The organism is Nocardiopsis sp. M1B1, assembly GCF_052466615.1.
In genome coordinates this window covers 4,956,877-4,974,108 of sequence record NZ_CP196194.1, presented here as the reverse complement: position 1 = coordinate 4,974,108, position 17,232 = coordinate 4,956,877, and the positions used below count along the sequence as shown (strand labels likewise).

The 17,232-nt window shown below is 74.6% G+C and carries 12 protein-coding genes; 6 read left to right on the top strand and 6 right to left on the bottom strand.

Annotated elements, in window-relative coordinates:
• Positions 1-153: 153 nt before the first annotated feature.
• Complete coding sequence (locus tag ACSTA4_RS21615; protein WP_444960788.1) at positions 154-2,967, bottom strand: glycosyl hydrolase; 2,814 nt, start codon at positions 2,965-2,967, stop codon at positions 154-156.
• A 402-nt stretch (positions 2,968-3,369) separates the two neighbouring features.
• On the opposite strand from ACSTA4_RS21615, the gene ACSTA4_RS21610 reads away from it, so the two are divergent.
• On the top strand, positions 3,370-5,541 hold the full coding sequence (locus ACSTA4_RS21610) for a RecQ family ATP-dependent DNA helicase (protein WP_444960787.1): 2,172 nt from the start codon (positions 3,370-3,372) through the stop codon (positions 5,539-5,541).
• Positions 5,542-5,834: 293 nt separating this feature from the next.
• Here the strand turns inward: ACSTA4_RS21610 and ACSTA4_RS21605 are convergent, their stop codons facing one another.
• Positions 5,835-6,770 carry a carbohydrate kinase family protein gene (locus tag ACSTA4_RS21605; protein WP_212644328.1) on the bottom strand — a complete coding sequence of 312 codons (936 nt, stop codon included), beginning with the start codon at positions 6,768-6,770 and terminating at the stop codon, positions 5,835-5,837.
• Positions 6,771-7,071: 301 nt separating this feature from the next.
• Here ACSTA4_RS21605 and ACSTA4_RS21600 point away from each other — a divergent pair, with 301 nt between their 5' ends.
• The 4 genes from ACSTA4_RS21600 (at position 7,072) to ACSTA4_RS21585 (ending at position 12,359) form a co-directional block, all read left to right on the top strand.
• Positions 7,072-9,792 (top strand): bifunctional acetate--CoA ligase family protein/GNAT family N-acetyltransferase, encoded by a 2,721-nt coding sequence (locus tag ACSTA4_RS21600; RefSeq protein ID WP_274974234.1) that lies wholly within the window; start codon positions 7,072-7,074, stop codon positions 9,790-9,792.
• Positions 9,793-9,878: 86 nt separating this feature from the next.
• On the top strand, positions 9,879-10,457 hold the full coding sequence (locus tag ACSTA4_RS21595) for a DUF5998 family protein (protein WP_019609669.1): 579 nt from the start codon (positions 9,879-9,881) through the stop codon (positions 10,455-10,457).
• 335 nt (positions 10,458-10,792) lie between these two features.
• Positions 10,793-11,614, top strand: coding sequence for an enoyl-CoA hydratase-related protein (locus ACSTA4_RS21590; protein WP_444960786.1), 822 nt, complete (start codon positions 10,793-10,795; stop codon positions 11,612-11,614).
• A gap of 91 nt (positions 11,615-11,705) precedes the next feature.
• On the top strand, positions 11,706-12,359 hold the full coding sequence (locus ACSTA4_RS21585) for an MBL fold metallo-hydrolase (RefSeq protein ID WP_212643307.1): 654 nt from the start codon (positions 11,706-11,708) through the stop codon (positions 12,357-12,359).
• A 5-nt stretch (positions 12,360-12,364) separates the two neighbouring features.
• Here the strand turns inward: ACSTA4_RS21585 and ACSTA4_RS21580 are convergent, their stop codons facing one another.
• The 3 genes from ACSTA4_RS21580 to ACSTA4_RS21570 all read right to left on the bottom strand — a co-directional run bounded on the left by ACSTA4_RS21580 (position 12,365) and on the right by ACSTA4_RS21570 (position 15,734).
• The gene (locus ACSTA4_RS21580) at positions 12,365-14,425 is read right to left on the bottom strand and encodes a CHAT domain-containing protein (RefSeq protein ID WP_444960785.1); all 2,061 of its coding nucleotides are present in this window, start codon (positions 14,423-14,425) and stop codon (positions 12,365-12,367) included.
• A 239-nt stretch (positions 14,426-14,664) separates the two neighbouring features.
• Positions 14,665-15,093, bottom strand: coding sequence for a hypothetical protein (locus ACSTA4_RS21575; RefSeq protein WP_444960784.1), 429 nt, complete (start codon positions 15,091-15,093; stop codon positions 14,665-14,667).
• Positions 15,090-15,734, bottom strand: a complete 645-nt coding sequence (locus tag ACSTA4_RS21570; RefSeq protein ID WP_444960783.1) for an RNA polymerase sigma factor — start codon at positions 15,732-15,734, stop codon at positions 15,090-15,092. Before ACSTA4_RS21570 ends, ACSTA4_RS21575 begins: the two co-directional genes overlap by 4 nt.
• A 307-nt stretch (positions 15,735-16,041) precedes the next feature.
• On the opposite strand from ACSTA4_RS21570, the gene ACSTA4_RS21565 reads away from it, so the two are divergent.
• Positions 16,042-16,536, top strand: coding sequence for a DUF3145 domain-containing protein (locus ACSTA4_RS21565; RefSeq protein WP_444960782.1), 495 nt, complete (start codon positions 16,042-16,044; stop codon positions 16,534-16,536).
• Between the two features lie 61 nt (positions 16,537-16,597).
• On the opposite strand, the gene ACSTA4_RS21560 is transcribed toward ACSTA4_RS21565, so the two are convergent.
• The gene (locus tag ACSTA4_RS21560) at positions 16,598-17,137 is read right to left on the bottom strand and encodes a DUF1707 SHOCT-like domain-containing protein (protein WP_444960781.1); all 540 of its coding nucleotides are present in this window, start codon (positions 17,135-17,137) and stop codon (positions 16,598-16,600) included.
• Positions 17,138-17,232 lie beyond the last annotated feature (95 nt).

Genomic DNA, 17,232 nt, shown 5'->3' with positions numbered 1-17,232 from the left:
ATGTTTCTGTGCATGGGTGCCGGACGGTCGCGCAACGCTCCGATCGTGCCCGGAACGCCCGAAACGGAGCCGCGGGCGCGGCCCGTTTCGGTTGGCGCGTCCCGCGGCGGGGCGGAGGCGTCCCCGGCGCCCGCGGGCGCCGGGGACCGGTCGTCAGTCGGTGAAGGGGATCGTGAGCGAGGCGCCGCCGTCGGGGCCGACCAGGACCCGAGAGGAGGCGCCGCCCAGGGCGCTCCACAGCTCGACGCGGACGGAGCCGCCCTCCAGGTCGCCGAGGGACCCGTCGGCGCTCGCCGGGCCCTGGCCCTGCGTGTACTCCTCCCAGCCGTTCAGGTCGTTGGTGGCGAAGTAGCGGTAGGTCTCCGTGCGGTCGTCGGTGCCGTCGCCGTCCAGGTCGTAGACCACGCGGACCTGGACCGCGTTGCCGACCGCGTCGCCCGAGTCCACGGGCAGCGAGAACGCGGTGGCGCCGCCGGTGTGGGTGCCGGTCAGGTCGTCGGCGCGCAGCACCACGCGGTCGCCCGGCGGCAGGCCGTCCTGGTTGCGTCCCCCGGCGGAGGCCACGGTGATCTCGCCGGCGGAGCCGTGCGGGGCGCTGGAGAGGGCGGAGGGGGTCAGGTGCAGGCCGCCGTCGCCGACGTTGCCCTCACCCGGGTCCCCGGGGTCGCCCGGGTCGCCCGGGTCGCCCGGGTCGCCGGGGTCGCCGGGGTCACCGCCGCCGCCCTCGCCCGTGGTGGAGGCCAGCGAACGGGGCTGCACCTCCAGTTCGACGCCGTCGGAGAAGGTGACCGTCAGCGGGGAGCCGGAGGGGTTGAAGGCGACGTGGGTGCGCTTCCCGCCGTCGGTGAAGACGGCGTAGTGCGCGGTGTCGGCGGTGACGGAGGTGTCCACGGTGCCGACCTCGGCGAGTGTCGAGACCCACTGGTAGGTGTGCGGCTTGGACTCGCCCGCCTCGGGCTCGTAGGTGCTCCACTGCTCCTCGAACATGCGCAGGGCGTCGTCGCCGTCGGAGAGGGCGCGGTGCTCCCAGTGGATGTCGCGCCAGATCTGCGGTTCGCGGCCCAGGCGGTCCACCAGCGACTCGTACATCGCCCCGGCGTGCTCGGGGTCGTGCCCCAGGTACAGCGAGCTCGCCGTGATGGGCAGGTAGTTGATGCCGTAGTGCTCCTCGTCGCCGCCGTCCCACCAGATGCGGTAGTCGCCGCCGTCGCCCCACACCATGCCGACGACGTCGTGCTCGAAGCCCTCGGGGAAGGTGTCGCCGCCGTGGTCCTGCCAGTAGCGGGTGATGGCCGAGGCCTGCGTGGTGTGCAGGTACACGCCCAGGTCGCGCAGTTCCTCGTCCCCGGTCAGGGCGCCGAACAGCGCGGTGGCGGCGGCGAAGTGCATGCCCTCGGAGGAGGACTCCTGGTTGTTCCCGGCGGCGAACCCCGCGTGCCCGGAGGCCCATCCGTGCCCCGCGTAGGGGGAGAAGGACCGCAGGCGCGGGAACATGTCGCTGTTCGGGTCGGTCTCGGCCACGTCGCGGATCAGCAGGCGGACCATGCCGCCCCAGGCGTCCTCGGCGGCCCAGGCGCTGTCGTAGCGGGCCACGACGGCCGCCGCGGAGACGAAGTAGCCGTAGTGGAAGTCGTGGTCGTTGACCTCGGTGGCGGCGCCGAAGCTGTCCGGGTAGCCGAGCATGGTGCCCCAGTCGGCCTCGTAGGCGAACTGGCGGGTCCCCCCGGCCGTGAACCAGTCCTCCAGACGGTTCCTGACCAGGTCCAGCAGCGCGTCGCGGCCCTCGGTGTGGCCGATGGAGTCGGCGATGGGCACCAGCTGGGCCAGCCTGCCCAGCGCCTTGCCGTCCCAGTAGGTGTCGCCGGGCTCGGGGAAGTGCTCCTGCTCGGCCAGGACCTCGTCGATGAGCTGGCGCATGCGGTCGTGGTCGGCGCTGTCCACGGTCGGCAGGCTCGGCAGGATGCCCTGCGCGGCCAGCTCGGTGGTGAAGCTCGCGCCCTCCGCCACGCGCATCTCGCCCCGGGGGGAGGAGTAGGACAGGTCGGCGACGGGGGTGGACGCCTCCCGCCAGTGGTGCGGGTAGAGGGCCATGAGCGTGCCCTCCCCGCTCCCCTCGCGCGGCTCGGTCTCCACCCGGTAGGTGCTGGTCAGGGTGGCGGCGGCCTCGTCGTAGTCGTACTCCACGCGGGAGCCGGTGACGAAGGAGTGGGCGTAGGGGGCGAAGGTGTCCAGGTCCTCGGGCGAGGGCAGGACCGCCACGGAGTAGTGGCCCTCGGCGCCGGTCGGGGCGGTGAAGGTGTCGCCCGAGCGCGACCAGGGGGCGTCGGAGGGGGCGAACAGCGCGTAGTGCCGGTCACCCACGCTGGCGCCGACCACGGAGCCGTCCTGGTGCCAGACCTCGGGGGTGCCGGAGAAGGTCACCTGGGCGTCGCCGCCGGCGGTGTCGGCGTAGGCGAAGGGCAGGCCCTGGCCGATGGTCACGCGCAGGGTCCGGCCGGAGCCCTCCCAGTGCGCGGTGACGGTCCAGTCGCCGTGGTCGGCGACCCGGGTGTCGGGGGAGGACAGGCCCTGGACCCCCAGGGACAGGTCGGCGGTGTGGGGGTGCTCGTACTTGAGGCCGTCGGCGACGAGCCGGGGGTCCCGCGGGTAGCCCATCTCCAGCCCGCCCTCGTGGGGGCGGAAGCTGGCGGGGTGCGCGAAGAGGTTCTCACCGTGGGGGTTGTCGGGGTAGCGCTGGAAGATCAGCGACGACCACCACTCGTTGGTGGGGGCGTGCCCCTCGAAGTCGTCGGTCACCTTGGGGTCGACCGGGGCGCCGTTCAGGTCGGAGGGTCCGGGGGCTCCGGCGGGGAGGGTGTCGCTGTAGCCGCCGGATCCGACGGGGACCTCGGCGGCCACGGCCGCCGGAGGGGCGGAGGCCACGCCCGCGGCGCAGACCAGGGCCGTGGCCGCGGCCAGGACGCCCATACGCGGGGACCGCGCGCGCCGTGCTGTCGTCGGTCCGTTGGGGGGATGGTGGGGGGACGGTCGACTCCATGGGTGCCGCATACTGCGCCTTTCGCTCGCTTCCGCGGGAGAGCGTCCGCCCTCTAGGGACGGGAGCGCTCCCAGGCCTGAGCCTTGGTAAATGAGTGTTCAGTCCCGGTCGGAGGAGCGCAATGCCAGGAAAGTGGAAAGTATCCTTTCTGTTACCAGCGGTACTCATGGGGGTTACAGGGGGTACCCCGTCCCAGGTCGGCCGCGCGCCCGCTCCGGGGCGGGCCGATCCCGAGCGGGGCGGGACGGGGGCGCGGCCCGGTTCCCCGTCACACGGAACCGGGCCTGTGGACAACCGCTCGACCGTCCCCCGGCTCTGGTACCAAGGGACGTATGGCCACACCCACCCCTGACAGCACCGTTCCCACCGCCGCGTCCGACGGCGCGCTGCGCGAGCGCGCCGAGGCTCACCTGCGCGCCCTGGCCGGGGACTCCGCCCGGCTGCGCGAGGACCAGTGGACCGCGATCCACGCCCTGGCCGCCGAGCACCGCAGAGCCCTCGTCGTCCAGCGCACCGGATGGGGCAAGTCGGCGGTGTACTTCGTGGCCACCGCCCTGCGGCGCGCCGAGGGGGCGGGCCCCACCGTCATCGTCTCCCCGCTGCTGGCGCTGATGCGCAACCAGATCGCCGCGGCCGAGCGCGCGGGCATCCACGCGCGCACCATCAACAGTTCCAACACCACCGACTGGGAGAACGCCTACGCCGACGTGGCCGCGGGCCGGGTCGACGTCCTGCTGGTCAGCCCCGAACGCCTCAACAACCCCGAGTTCCGCGACCGGGTCCTGCCCGAGTTGGCCGCGGGCGCCGGCCTGGTCGTCATCGACGAGGCCCACTGCGTCTCCGACTGGGGGCACGACTTCCGCCCCGACTACCGGCGCATCCGCTCCCTGCTGCACGACCTGCCCGAGGGCGTCCCGGTGCTGGCCACCACCGCCACCGCCAACGAACGCGTCACCCGCGACGTGGCCGAGCAGCTCCAGGCGGGCGGCGAGCGCGCGGACACCCTGGTCCTGCGCGGCTCCCTGGAGCGCGAGAGCCTGCGCCTGGCCGTCGTCCGGCTGCCCGACCCCACCGCCCGGCTCAGCTGGCTGGCCGAGCACCTGCCCAAGATCCAGGGCTCAGGCATCGTCTACGCGCTCACCGTCAGCGCCGCCCAGGAGACCGCCCGCTTCCTCGCCCAGCAGGGCATGGAGGTGCGCGCCTACACCGGCCAGACCGACCCCGACGAGCGCCGCGAGGCCGAGGACGACCTGCTCGCCAACCGGGTCAAGGCGCTGGTCGCCACCAGCGCGCTGGGCATGGGCTTCGACAAGCCCGACCTGGGCTTCGTCGTCCACCTGGGCGCCCCGCAGTCCCCGATCTCCTACTACCAGCAGGTCGGCCGCGCCGGGCGCGGCGTGCGGCGTGCCGAGGCGGTCCTGCTGCCCGGCCGCGAGGACACCCGCATCTGGGAGTACTTCGCCGGACTGTCCTTCCCGCCCGAGCAGACCGTGCGCCAGACCCTGGACGCGCTCGCCGAGGCGGGCGGACCCCTGTCCGTCGCGCACCTGGAGACCCGGGTGGACCTGCGCCGCACCCGCCTGGAGCAGATGCTCAAGGTGCTGGACGTGGACGGGGCCGTGCGCCGGGTCCGGGGCGGCTGGGAGACCACCGGCCAGCCGTGGACCTACGACGCCGAACGCTACGCCGCCGTCAGCCGGGCCCGCGAGCGCGAGCAGCGCGCCATGCTCGACTACCTCGACCTGGACACCTGCCGGATGGAGTTCCTGCGCCGCCAGCTGGACGACCCCGAGGCCGCGCCCTGCGGACGCTGCGACGTGTGCACGGGCGAGTACTGGCCCGCCGACGTCGACTCCACCCGGCGCGAGGCCGCGGCCGAGCACCTGGACCGGCCCGGCACGCCCATCGCGCCCCGGCGCCAGTGGCCGACCGGGATGGCCACCCTGGGGGTGGACCTGTCCGGAAAGATCGCCGAGGAACTGCGGGCGGGGGAGGGCCGAGCCCTGGGCCGCCTCACCGACATCGGCTGGGGCAACGAGCTGCGCCGCGTCCTGGCCGCCGACGCCCCCGACGCGCCCGTGGACGAGCGCGTGCTCCAGGGCGTGGTGCGCGTCCTGGCCGACTGGAACTGGGACCGGCGCCCCGTCGGCGTGGTGGCGATGCCCTCGCTCACCCGCCCCGGGATGATCACCGACCTGGCCGAGCGGCTGTCCCGGCTCGGGAGGCTGGCGCCCGTGGGGGCGCTGGAGTACCGCACCGAGCGGGGCACCGGGCCGCGCAGGCACAACAGCGCCATGCGCCTGGAACAGGTCTACTCCGCCCTCGTGGCGGGAGAGGAGCTCACCGAGCGGATGGCGCGGCTACAGGAGCACACCCCCGGGCCGGTGCTGCTGGTCGACGACGTCACCGACACCGGCTGGAGCCTCACCGTGGGCGCCGCCCTGCTCCGCAGAGCCGGGGCGCCCCAGGTGCTGCCCCTCACCCTGGCCACCGCAGGGGGGTGAGCGGCGGCTCCGGCGGGAGCCCCGCGAGGGCGTCCCGCCGCGGGCGGGTGCGTCCGCCACGCGCGCGGGGCCCTCAAGGACGTGGGCCGCTGTCGGCGGGAGGTCCGGTCCGCGCGGGCGGGTGTCCGGGCTCGGCCCTTCGGCCCGGCCGCCGGTGCCATGGCGGCCGTGGCTCAGCGGGCGCGTTACCGGGGTTTGGCTCCTCGGGGCCGGGCCGCCGGGGCTCAGCGGATGCGCTGGCCGCGCGGGCGGGTTGGCCGGGGCCCGGCTCCCAGGGGCCGGGCCGCCGGGGCTCAACGGATGCGCTGGCCGCGCGGTGCGCCGCGGCGCACCGGCTGGCCCTCGCCCAGGTCCGGGCGGGCGCCCGGCTGGTGCAAGGCGCGCGCCGCCAGGCGGTGCGCCCGGCCCAGCGCCTCCTTGGGGTGGCGGCCGAGCAGCCACGCGGGCAGGAACCCGGCGATGAAGGCGTCACCGGCGCCCACCGAACCCGGGGACGGCTCCACCGGCTCGGCCGGCGCCGTCACGCAGTCGTCGCGGGTCTTGGACGCCCACAGGCCGCCCTGCTGGCCGAGCTTGAGCACCACGTTGGGGTACCACGCGGTCAACACCTTGGCGGCGGCCTCGGGCTCGTCCCGGCCGGTCAGCACCCGGGCCTGGTCGACGTTGGCGAACAGCAGGCGCGCGCCCTGCGTCCAGTCCAGGAAGTTCTCCGCGCCCGCGCGCTCCAGCGGCGCGTGCGAACCGCCGTCCACCGAGATCGACATCCCGCTCTCGCGGGCCATCCGCAGCGCCACGCGGGCGGCGCGCCGGGAGTCGTCGTTGATGAGGGTGTAGCCCGACACGTGCAGGTGCCCGTCCGGGCCGAACACGTCGCGGGGCAGGTCCTCGGGCTGCAGGCGGGCGTTGGCGCCCGGGTCGCTCAGCATCGTCCGGTCGCCCCGGTGCGTGATCATCACCACGCAGGTGCCGGTGGGCCGCTCCGGGTCCATCACCATCCGCGAGTCCAGGCCGTAGCCCATGAGTTCCATCTCACGGGTGCGTCCGGTGATGTCGGAGCCGCGGCGGCCGACGAACGTGGTGTCGGTGCCCTCCACGGCCAGCCACGAGGCGATGTTCGCCCCCGACCCGCCGCCGTACATGATCACGGACGCCGGAGTGTCGCTGCCGCGGGCCAACGGGTGGAACGCGCGCGCGACGGCGTCGGTCATCAGGTCACCGATCACGACCACTCGTGTCATTTCGCCAGCCACCACCGAGGGTTATCAGAATCCGTGCTCGCACGACGTTAACAGGTCAACCGTCAGCGGCGTGTAACGAAGTGACAGCACCCCGGCCACACCGCCTCCGGACACCCCCGCGGAGCCGTGAGAGCCCACGGGGCGGCCGATCCGGTCCGCGGACGGGGCGCTCGGGCCCCGACCGGCGCCTCCGCGGGCGGGGGACACACCGTGCGCGGTCCCGAGCGGGGTTTTCGCGCCGCCCGCACGGACTTTCCCCGGATTCGGCCGTTTGTCGTCTAGTCTCGCAGTCGTGCAGTCCTACCCGAACCACTGGGAAGCCGACGTCGTCCTGACCGACGGAGGCACCGCGCACCTGCGCCCCATCACCCCCGAAGACGCCGACCTGCTCCGCGAGTTCCACTCCCGCCTCTCCCCGGAGACCATCTACTACCGGTTCTTCGCGCCCTACCCCAAGCTCTCCGACCGCGACGTCAAACGCTTCACCACCGTCGACTACGAGGACCGCGTGGCACTGGTCGCCACCATCTCCGACTCCCTCGTCTCCGTGGTGCGCTACGACAAGGTGGCGCCGGAGGAGGCGGAGGTCGCCTTCGTGGTGGAGGACGCCCACCAGGGCCGCGGCCTGGCCTCGGTCATGCTGGAGCACATCGGCGCGGCCGCGCGCGAACGCGGCATGCGCCGCTTCATCGCGGACGTGCTGCCCGAGAACCGGCGCATGATCAACGTCTTCCGCGAGGCCGGTTACACCGCCCAGCAGACCTTCGACGAGGGCGTCATCCGCCTCACTCTGGACCTCCAGCCCACCGACGACTCCACCGAGGTCATGCGGGCCCGCGAGCAGCGCGCCGAGTCGCGCTCCATCGCCCGCCTGCTCTTCCCGAACTCGGTCGCGGTCATCGGCGCCAGCCGCACCGCGCACACCATCGGCCAGACCGCCCTGCGCAACCTCCTGGGCGGGGAGTTCCAGGGCCCGGTCTACCCGGTCCACCCCGAGGCCAAGGCGGTCGTGGGCGTGCGCGCCTACCCCTCGGTCCTGGACATCCCCGACCAGGTCGACCTCGCCGTCGTGGCGGTGCGCGCCGACATGGTCGTCGACGTGGTCGAGCAGTGCGCCGACAAGGGCGTGCACGGCCTTGTCGTGGTCAGCTCCGGGTTCGGCGAGACCGGGCCCGAGGGCCGGGCCCGCCAGGACGAACTGGTGCGCACCGCCCGCGCGGCCGGGATGCGCGTGGTCGGCCCCAACTGCCTGGGCATCGCCAACACCGACCCCGAGATCTCGCTCAACGCCACCCTGTCCCCGGACCTGCCGCCCTCGGGCACGATCGGGTTCTTCTCCCAGTCCGGCGCCCTGGGCCGGGCCATCCTCCAGCGCGTGGCCGAGCGCGGCATGGGCCTGTCCACCTTCGTCTCGGCGGGCAACCGCGCCGACGTGTCCGGCAACGACCTCATGCAGTACTGGCAGGAGGACCCGGCCACGGAGGTGGTGCTCCAGTACCTGGAGTCGCTGGGCAACCCGCGCAAGTTCACCCGCCTGGCCCGGCGCCTGGCCAAGCAGAAGCCGGTCGTCGCGGTGCGCAGCGGCGGCTCGGCGCGGACCACCCCCACCGGCCACGCCGCGGGCGGGCTCTCCCTGCCCGACTACGCGGTCACCTCGCTGTTCCAGCAGGCCGGGGTGGTGCGGGTGGACGACATCACGCAGATGTTCGACGCCGCCCAGGTGTTCGCCTACCAGCCCCTGCCCCAGGGGCCCCGCGTGGGCATCATCGGCAACTCCGACTCCCTGGAACTGCTGGTCAAGGACGCGGCCGTCCGTCAGGGGCTCAAGCCGCACGACCCGGTCAACCTCGGCCCCCAGGCCACCGCGGAGGACTTCGACCGCGCCCTGGAGACAGCCCTGGCCGCCGAGGACGTGCACTCGGTCGTGGTGGTGTTCGTCCCCGCCCTGCACCCCATCTCCGACGACGTCGCCCGCGTGCTGCGGGCCCGCTCCCTGGACTCGACCAAGCCCGTCGTCACCACCTACCTGGCCCGCCAGGGGATCCCCGAGGAACTGCGCCGCGTCGGCGACCGGGGCCAGACCCTGCGCGGCTCGGTGCCCTCCTACCCCTCGCCCGAGGACGCCGTGCGCGCCCTGGCCTACGCCACCCGCTACGCCCAGTGGCGCGACCGCAAGCCCGGACGCCACCCCGAGCTGCCCGACATCGACGGGGCCCGGGCCCGCGCCACCATCGTCCGCGCGCTCAAGAACGCCACGCCCTCGGCTGAGGAGATCGCCTGGTTCGGCGGCGAGCGCCGCTACGACGAGGAGACGGCGATCTCCGGCGAGGACGCCCGCGACCTGCTGGCCTGCTACGGCATCGCCGCCTACCCCGACATCCCGGTGACGTCGGAGGAGGAGGCCGTGGTGGCCGCGGGCCAGCTGGGCTACCCGGCGGTGGTCAAGGCCGACTCACCGGACCTGCGCCTGCGCGCGGGCGGCACGTTCGTCCGCGCCGACCTGCGCACCCCCGACGACGTGCGCAGCGCCTTCGCGGCCCTGCACGACCGCTTCGGCGACGAGGCCTCGCTGGTCGTCCAGCGCATGGTGGCCCCAGGGGTGCCCACGGTCGTCCGGGCGGGCGACAACCAGTCCTTCGGATCGGTGGTCTCCTTCGGGCTGGCGGACGTGACCGCCGAACTGCTCGACGACCGGGCGTTCCGGCTGGCGCCGCTCACCGACATGGACGCCGCCGACCTCATCCACGCCGTGCGGGCCGCCCCGCTGCTGTTCGGGCTGCCCGCCGGTGCGACCTCGCTCGCCGAGCAGCCCAACGTGGAGGCGCTGGAGGAACTCCTCGTCCGGGTCTCGCGCCTGGTGGAGGCCTTCCCCGAGATCGGCTACATCGATCTGGACCCGGTCCTGGTCAACGCCACCGGCGCCCACGTGCTGGGCGCGCGCGTCTGGCTCCGCGAGGCCCCCGACGTGCGGCCCGACGCCGGGCCCCGGCGACTGCGCGGGGTGACGTTCTGATCATGGGGTGGGCATCCCGTTTCACGTCCCGGTCGCGAAGTGTCACGGGAAAGAGGCAGGATAGGAGTATGAGGAAAACACGCGCCGTGTCCACGGACTGGCGGACGGAGATCGAACGCAGCGGGTACTACCCCGCGCTCGTGATCGACGCCGTCGCCACCGCCCTGGGGAGCGAGGGCGCCGAGGCGTTCATCGTGCACCACGAGGCGACCTTCGACCCGGCCATGGAGATGCGGCGGCACATCACGGTGATGCTGCTGACCGCGACCCGCCTCGTGGTGTGCCACACCGACGAGCACCCGCCCACCGAGCCCGGCGGCACCTCGCACGCCTCCACCACCACCGACAGCATCCAGTTGGGCAACATCCAGTCGGTCGCCCTGACCCGCGTGGTGCCCAACCCCGCCCAGTACACGCCGGGCAGCATGCCCAGCGAGCTGGTGCTGAGCGTCAACCTGTCCGTGAACTGGGGCGCGATCGCCCACATCGACCTCGAACCGGCCGCATGCGCCGACGAGGAGTGCGAACTCGACCACGGGTACACCGGCGCGATCACCGCGGAGCCCCTCACCCTGAGGGTCAGCGAGGCCGCGGACGGCGCCGGTGCGGTGTCGGCCATGATGCACTTCGCCGACGCCCTGTCCGAGGCGACCACCCGCCCCTGAGGCCACCGGGGCCGTCAGGGCCCCGGCCGCCGGGTCGACCGGCGCGCGGTGTCCGCGCCGCGCGCCGGGCAGCCCGAGGCGGGGGCGGGTCGGGGCGGTGCCCCGTCACGCCACACGCGCGGGCACCTGTGAGGGGGACTTAACAAGCGGGGTGTACACGGACATGGTGTCCCCGGGGCCCGGTTGTCTAGGGTGGGACCGGATTCGTGCACCACGCCACAGAGCCGGACGCGGTCGGCCACGAGCCGGGCGCGTAAGCGCGCCGCGACACCAACACGCGCGCGTTCCCCTCTCCGGCACCCGCGAGTATGGACCCTGAGAAAGGCCCGCCTGCGATGACGCAGCACCCGTCCCCGACCCCCTCGGACGACACGCCCCTGGTACGCCTGACCGTCGAGCGCTCCATCGCCACGGTCACCCTCGACTCCCCCCGCAACCGCAACGCCCTGTCCGCACGGCTGCGCGCGCAGCTGTCCGGGGCCCTGGCCGAGGCGGTGGCCGACGACGAGGTACGTGCCATCGTGCTCACCGGCACCGGCCCGGTGTTCTGCGCCGGAGCCGACCTGAAGGAGGTCGGCGCGGCCCTGAGGGGCGCCCCGGTCGAACCGGCGCCCGAGCTCCCCGAGATCTTCGAGCAGATCATGGGCGCCCCCAAACCGGTGGTCGCCGTGCTCAACGGCGCCGCCCGCGCCGGGGGCATCGGACTGGTGGCCGCCGCCGACATCGCCCTGGCGCCCAAGAGCGCCACGTTCGCCTTCACCGAGGTGCGCATCGGCGTGGTCCCCGCCATCATCTCCGTCCCGGTGTCCGCGCGGATGCACTCGCGCCAGCTCAGCCGCTACTTCCTCACCGGCGAGCTGTTCGACGCCTCCGCCGCCGCCAAGGCCGGACTCCTCACCCAGGCCGTCCCCGACCGCGACATGCCGCACGCCGTGGACGCGATCCTGCAGGGACTGCGGGGTTCGGCGCCGCGCGCGCTCTCGCGCACCAAGGAACTCCTGGGCGAACTGGGAGCGGGCGCGCTGGCGGCCCCGGACCGGCGCACCGAGGCCTTCGCCCGGATGGGCGAGCTGTCCGCCGAGTTCTTCGCCGGAGAGGACGCCGCCGAGGGCCGCGCCGCCTTCTTCGACAAGCGCGCGCCCCGCTGGGCCAGGTGAACCCGGCCGCGGCGGCCCGTCCGGGCCGCCGCGGCCGCACGCCCGTGCCACCCTGGTGCGTCCGCTCCCGGACGCGGGCCACAATGGTCGGGTGAGCTACTCCGGAGATACCAGGGTCGGCGGCCCCGCCGACCTGCGACGACTACCGCACCTGACCATCACCAAACTGGCCGTCGGCCCGATGGACAACAACGCCTACCTGCTGCGCTGCCAGGGCACCGGCGAGGCCGTCCTCATCGACGCCGCGGCCGAGCCCGACCGCATCCTGGAGCTGATCGGCGAGGAGGGCCTGGCCCGGGTGGTCACCACCCACCGCCACCAGGACCACTGGCAGGCCCTGGCCGAGGTCGTGGGCCAGACCGGGGCGCGCACGGTCGCCCACCCCGACGACGGCGACGAGCTCCCGGTCTCCGTGGACGAGCCCGTCGTGCACGGGTCGCGCGTCCCGGTCGGGGAGTGCCACCTCACCGTCATCCACCTGCGCGGGCACACGCCCGGGTCCATCGCCCTGCGCTACGACGACCCCGAGGGCCACACCCACCTGTTCACGGGTGACTCCCTCTTCCCGGGAGGCGTCGGCCGCACCTGGTCAGACGACGACTTCCGCGTCCTGTTCGCGGACGTGGAGGAGCGCTTGTTCGGGGTACTGGCCGACGACACCTGGGTCTACCCCGGGCACGGACGCGACACCACCCTGGGCGCCGAGCGTCCGCACCTGGGGGAGTGGCGCGAGCGCGGCTGGTAGCGGGCTCAGGCGCCGAAGCAGCAGAACCCCGCCCGCCCGAGGTGGACGGCCACCGCCTCGGGCGCGGGGACGCCCGCGGCGAGCGCGCGGTGGAACAGGCGCATGGCCCCGACGGTCCCAGCGTCCCGGACGGGGACGGGGCTGGCCACCACCGTGCGGACCCCGGCCGCGAGCAGCGCGCCGGTGAATCCGAGCGGAGCCCCGACGCGGTCCGCGAAGCCCCGGCCGCTCCAACAGGTCGACAGCACCACCGTGTCCGGGGCCTCGGGCAGCCCGGCCAGGTCGCAGGCGAGCAGCGGCCCGTCGCCCAGGCCGACCGAGGCGAGCATGGGCGAGCGGCCGGGGACGCGCCCGTGCCCCGCCAGGTGGACCAGGTCGGCCCGGCCGAGGGCGTCCAGGACGTCGGAGCGCAGGGCCCGGTCTGCGCGGAGCACACGCGCCCCCGGGTACACGCCGGCCAGCGCGGCGACCTCGCGCGCCGCCCCGTCCGGTTCGGGCGCCGCCACCAGCAGCACCCGCTCCGGCGGGCGGGGCCCGGGGCTGGACCGCTCCAGCCAGAACCCGGCGCCGGGCACCAGGGTCAGCGGACGGCCCCGCAGCGCGGGGAGCATGCCCCAGGGGGGATCGCCGAGGTAGGCGTCTCCGGCCACGACCAGGGGGCGGTCGCCGACCAGCGCCAGCAGCGGTTCGAGGAGGACGCGGGCGGCGCCGTCGGCCGCCTCCCGCGCCTCGCACGCGTCCTGCTCGAACGCCACCGGGTGGACGAACCGGGCCATCGCACGGGCCACACGCGGGAGCGGCCCCAGGACGCGGGCGTGGACCCGTCCGGCAGCGGCCACGAGCGCGACGGCCTCCCCGTCCGCCCGCGTGTACCGCACGAAGGCCCGGTCGCCCAGCCGCTCCAGCAGCGCACCCGCCACGGGCGAGGGTACGGGGGCGCGGCGTGCCCCCGCGGCCTCGTGGTGCGCCTGCCAGCGGGCCGACTCCAGGCGCCGGACCAGGGCGTGCGGGTCGCGACCGCGGACCAGCGCCGCACGGTAGCGGTCGGCCAGCGAGGCCGTCGCCGGTGTGCGCACGCCGGGACCGGGGACGTGGGGCGCGGCCCGGGTCCGGGCCAGTTCCGCCCACTCCAGGGCGGTGGCCGCCTCCCCGTCGAGCAGGGCGCTCTCCAGGCCCGCGCGGACGACGTGGGGGTCGCTCACCGCGCCCGCCAGCCAGGGGCCCGGCGCCAGGCGCGGGTGCGCGTCCAGGGTGTCCAGGGCCAGGTGGGCGGCGCCCCTCCCCGACGGCCGCGGCGCGGCCAGGGGAACGCGGACGGCCAGGGCGTTCCTGGCCCGGGCCACGGGGGAGGCCGTCCGGCCCTCGCACAGCGCCATCCTCTCCAGGCGGGTGGCCAGCCGGTACCACAGCGAGCCCGTGCCGAAGGAGTGCCGCACCCGGCGGGTGAGCTCGACCGTGTGGCGGTGGTCGCCCCGCAGCAGCCGCATCTTGGCCTCCACCAGCAGGGCGTTGGCCGACGAGCCCCCGGCCCAGGGGCCGTCCGCGAGCGCCGTCGCCGCCTCCTCCACCAGGCCCTCGGCGAGCAGCGCCTCGGCCAGATCCACGTGCAGCGCCTCACGGCGTTGGGAGGGCAGCCGGTCGGTCAGGCCGTGGAAGACGGCGATGGCCGCGGGGGCGTCGCCCCGGTAGAGGCTGAGACAGCCCAGGTTCTGGTCGATGACCAGGCCCATCAGCGGCAGTCGGCGCTCCTGTGCCAGGGACCGGGCCTCGCGCAGGTGTTCCTCGGCCTGCGGGAAGCGGCCGCACAGCGTCTGCGCCAGGCCCAGGTTGAGCAGGACGCCGGGCATCACCGTCGCGGACTCGGCCACCGGGTGGCCGCGCAGGCGCCGGTGGGCCTCGTCCAGCAGGGCCGCGGTCTGCTCGAACATGCCGCCCTGCGCCAGCCGAATCCCGTGGCTCACGCGGGCGAGCAGGGATCTGCCGGACCGCAGCGCGTGATGGTCCGGGCAGGCGGCGGAGAGGGGGGACTCGGGGGAGAGGGGGGAGGGCTGGGCGCGCAGGGACACGTCCGGTGCCTTTCACCGAGGGGGCGGGCCGCACACAGTGATAGCAGCGCGGGGAGGGCGCAGGGGAGGGGTCGCGTCCGCCTGCGCGCAACTCGGCTCACGCGAACCCGGACGAAGCCGGTCGAAGGGCCATCATCAGGAGCCGGTTCGTGTCTGCCTGCAACCAGGGTTCGGCCTTCCCCGTTTCTGTGACGGATGGGATCACCGGCCGCTGGCCCGCTGGCCCGCTGGCCGGGCGTTCAGACGGTGAACCATCCGGTCACCACCGCGGGGCGTCCCGCTCTGAGCAGCGCCAGGCTGATCGGGCCGCGGGCCAGGCCGGACAGCGCGAACCCGCCGTCCTCGCCGATCCGCAGCTCCGCCCCGGAACCCGGGCGGCGCACGCGCAGGAGCGCGTGGTCGTACTCCCCGCTGGCCAGCCCCGACAGCGAGCGCAGCCGACCGTGCGCGTGGACCCGCACGTCCAGGGTGAGGTCGCCGTGCTCGAAGCGCAGGGAGGTGACCAGCGCGCCTTCCGCCTCCCCCTCCGCCGAGCGCAGCACCTCGCCCGCCGGAGACCTCTCCCCGGTCAGGGCCGCCACGTCGGCGCCGTCGTCGCCGCGGTCGAAGGCGGCTAGCGCGGCGGCGCGCCCCGCCAGGGCCCGTGCCGGATCGTCGTGGTCGCTCAAGTGGGTTCCTCCAGGAGGCGGCGGAGTCTGCGGAGCATACGGCGGCGCTGGTTCGCGGCGGTCCGGGGGTGGACCCGGCCGTCGGAGGTCCCCGGGTCGCACGGGGCCGGGGGCACGGGCAGCCCCGCGGCCCCGTCGAGGTAGCGCAGGGCGGCCCGCCGCTCTCCGGGATCGGTGAGCTGCCGGATCGCGCGGTGCAGCTCCTCGTGCTCCTCCTTGCGCAGGTACTGCGCCTCGGGCCCCGCGTCCTGCGAGAGGGCGTCCCGCCGGGTGAGGCTCTGGGGGTCGACCGGCTGGTCCCGGGCGCTGTGGCGGCGCTGTCGGCCGCAGGCGTCGTGGGCGACCCTGCGCAGCCAGCCGCGGAGCCGCTCGGGGGAGTGCAGGCGGGGCAGCTGCTGGTTGAGGGTGAGCCACACCGTCTGCACCGCGTCCTCCCGGTCCGGTACGGACAGGCGGTAGGAGCGCGCGATCGCGTTCACGACCGGCAGGTGCCGGTCCACGATGGCCTCCCACGCCCTGTGCTCGCCCCGGCAGGCGCCCCGTACGAGCTCGGCATCGCTGGGGGCGGCGTCGGTTCCGCCGGGGTCCCGGTCCGGATTGGGCCCGGCTGTATCACCGCCGGTCGTGGCCGGAACCGGCAAGGGTAGGGGTGCTTCCTCCCCGGAAAAGGTCGAAAGTACGGTTTGAGGAGGTGCCTGGGTGTCATGGATGTCCTCGTGCGACTGGTCTGGCACACCCGCCCCCACTATGATCGGACTCCCGCTCGCCGGGGCTCACGCTAGCTTTTGGGGCTTCCGGAGGTGGGGAGAACGCTGGAAAAAGCAAAGTGAGCGCTGGTTCTCAAGGTGCCCTTGGGGCACAATGGGGCAAAAGCATTCAGGCGGGTATGCAACCTTCTCGTGGTACGAGGGCGTCGGGGAAGCGCACTCGTTCGTATCAGGAGGTTCGGTGTCCGCACGTGGCGTCTTGTACGTCCACTCCGCGCCAGCGGCGCTGTGCCCACACGTCGAGTGGGCGGTCGCGGGCGTCGTTGGAGTACCCGTGAAACTCGACTGGGTCGCCCAACCGGCGGCACCCGGCAACCACCGCGCCGAGCTCAACTGGCAGGGGAAGCCGGGCACCGCGGGCTCGGTGGCCTCGGCGCTGAACGCGTGGCAGCGCCTGCGGTTCGAGGTGACCGAGGAGGGGTCGCCCGGCTGCGACGGCGTGCGCTACAGCTACACGCCGTCCCTCGGTATGTTCACCGCCCTCACCAGCGCGGCGGGCGAGGTCCTCGTGCCCGAGGGCCGACTGCGCCTGGCCGTGGAGCGGGCCGCGGCCGACGGCACCGAGCTGGCCGCCGAGATCGAACGCCTCACCGGCCGCGCCTGGGACGAGGAACTGGAACCCTTCCGCTACGCGGGCGACGGCGCCCCGGTGCGCTGGCTGCACGCCGCGGGCTGACCCCCTCCCGCCGCGCCCGAGGCGTCGGCCGCACACGCGAGGGGAGGGGGAGGGCACCGCGTCAGGGCGGCTCCCCCTCGCTGGGCCAGATGGCGGAGGCGAGCAGGACCGCGGCCCAGATGCCCAGCGGCACCAGCGGCCAGTAGGGCACGAGCTCGCCGCCCATCAGGCTGACCACGCCCCACACGCTCGTCAGGATCACCGCCACACCCGTCCACCAGCGCCACTCGTCGCCCCACTCGCGCCAGGGGGCGCCCAGGAGCGACAGGTCGTCCGCGCCGGGGGGTTCGCGGCCGTCCCGGGGGCCGCGCCCGGACCCCGGATCGGCGCGGGCCGCCCCGGAGAGGGGGTCCGCCAGCGGATCGGCGCCCTGCCGCGCGCCCGGAACCCCGCGCACCGCGGACGTGGACACCGGCAGGTCCTCGGTCAGCGGGCGCAGCTCGCCGAGCAGCACCGCGCCCAGCGCCAGACCGACCCGGCGGTCGTACTCCTCGTGGTCCAGACGGCCCTCGACGAACGCGGTGGTGAGGCGGTCCACCGTGAGGTCGCGTTCGGCGTCCGAGGCGCGCATCCGGTGCAGCGGCAGGCCTTCGTCCTCCACTTCCCACCCCCAAGACGCGAGTTGGTGACCACACGATACGCGCCGCACCCGGTGTGGAAAAGGGATACACGGAAAGTGAGTCGGCGCCCCCGGTC